Source organism: Actinoplanes sp. NPDC048791, from assembly GCF_040650095.1.
In the GTDB taxonomy this organism is placed as follows: Bacteria; Actinomycetota; Actinomycetes; order Mycobacteriales; family Micromonosporaceae; genus Actinoplanes.
In genome coordinates, this window is sequence record NZ_JBEZGQ010001358.1 from 1 (window position 1) to 1,878 (window position 1,878).

Annotated in this window: 2 protein-coding genes; both read left to right on the forward strand. The window is 71.2% G+C overall.

Annotated features, from left to right (window positions below; all coding sequences use genetic code 11):
* The coding region (locus AB0C29_RS46285) for an ATP-binding protein (RefSeq protein WP_360834453.1) at nucleotides 1-960 on the forward strand (960 nt) is incomplete at its 5' end.
* A 30-nt stretch (nucleotides 961-990) separates the two neighbouring features.
* Entirely contained in the window at nucleotides 991-1,674 is a 684-nt protein-coding gene (locus AB0C29_RS46290) for a response regulator transcription factor (RefSeq protein ID WP_212986497.1), read from the forward strand.
* Nucleotides 1,675-1,878 lie beyond the last annotated feature (204 nt).

Below are 1,878 nucleotides of genomic sequence, written 5' to 3' on the forward strand. Positions count from 1 at the left end.
CGTACCCTCGCCGGTCAGGTCCGCCGCACCGGCGTGCGCCGCGAGGTCGAGCTCGACCTGCCGCGCGGTCGCGCCGGCGGGGCCCAGGCGCCGCTGGGGCTGCACCTGCGCGCGGTGGCCCTCAATTCCACGCACGTCGCGGTGGAGGCGGCGGACGTGACCGAGTCGCACCGGCTGGCCCGGGTCCGCCGGGACTTCGTCGCGAACGTCAGCCACGAGCTCAAGACCCCGATCGGCGCGCTGCAACTGCTCGCCGAGGCGCTGCTCGACGCGACCGAGCTGCCCGAGGCCGAGCTGGCGGACCGTTCCGAGGACCTGATCGCGGCCCGGCGGTTCGCCGAGCGCATCCATCACGAGTCCGCCCGGATGGGCCGGCTCGTCAACGAACTGCTCGAACTGACCCGGCTGCAGGGCGCCGAACCGTTGCCCGCCCCGGAGCCGGTCGCCCTGGACTGGGTGATCGCCGAGGTCGTCGACCGCACCCGCACCACGGCGTCGGCGAAGGGCATCGAGGTCGTCTACACCGGGCCCAAGGGCGCGACCGTGTACGGCAGCGACAGCCAGGTGGCCACCGCGGTCACCAACCTCGTCGAGAACGCGATCGCCTACTCGGGCGAGGACACCAAGGTCGCCCTGGCCATGCGCCAGGACGACGACTGGATCGAGATCGACGTCACCGATCAGGGCATCGGCATCGCCCCGCACGACGTCGACCGGATCTTCGAACGCTTCTACCGGGCCGACCAGGCCCGTTCCCGCTCGACCGGCGGCACGGGCCTCGGCCTGGCCATCGTCAAGCACATCGCCACCAATCACGGCGGCCGTGTCGAGGTGTCGAGCACACTTGGTGGTGGCTCGACGTTCACCCTGCGCCTACCGGCGCGACCCCCGGAAACCCCCATGCCGTTACCGGCGGCGATTGAGATCGAGTCCGGCCCGGCCGGGCTCCCTTCGGCCTGACCAGGCCGCCCTTCAAGGAAGGAACCCCCATTGGCTCGCGTGCTCGTGGTCGAGGATGAGGAGTCGTTCTCCGACGCCCTGTCGTACATGCTGCGCAAGGAGGGCTTCGAGGTGTCGGTCGCGGCGACCGGGACCTCGGCCCTGACGCAGTTCGACCGGACCGGCGCCGACATCGTCCTGCTCGACCTCATGCTGCCCGAGATGTCCGGCACCGAGGTGTGCCGGCAGCTGCGGCAGCGTTCCGCCGTACCGATCATCATGGTGACGGCCCGGGACAGTGAGATCGACAAGGTCGTCGGGCTGGAGATCGGCGCCGACGACTACGTCACCAAGCCGTACTCGCCACGCGAGCTCGTCGCCCGGATCCGCGCGGTCCTGCGCCGGCAGGGCGCCGAGGCGGCGGAGGTGACGACGCCGACGCTGGCGGCCGGCCCGGTCCGGATGGACGTGGAACGGCACGTGGTGACGGTGGACGGCTCGTCGGTGCAGTTGCCGCTGAAGGAGTTCGAGCTGCTGGAGCTGCTGCTGCGCAACGCGGGCCGGGTGCTGACCCGGGGCCAGCTGATCGACCGGGTCTGGGGCGCCGACTACGTGGGCGACACCAAGACCCTGGACGTGCACGTGAAGCGGCTGCGGTCGAAGGTCGAGCCGGAGCCGTCCGCGCCCCGCTTCATCGTCACCGTCCGCGGTCTGGGGTACAAGTTCGAGCCGTAGGCCGGTGGCACGAACGTGCGATGTGGAGGCTGTGACCAGCCGATAACTTCGGGTCGACACGGCGAGCGAGCACGCGACGCCGGGCCCGAACAGAGGTTGCCTCCATGAGCGCTTTCCGCTTTGCCCCGCGCCGTACCGTGGTGTTGCTGGCCGTGGCCGGCCTGGCCGCCGCGTCGATCACCGCCTGCGATGACCCGGCCGCCG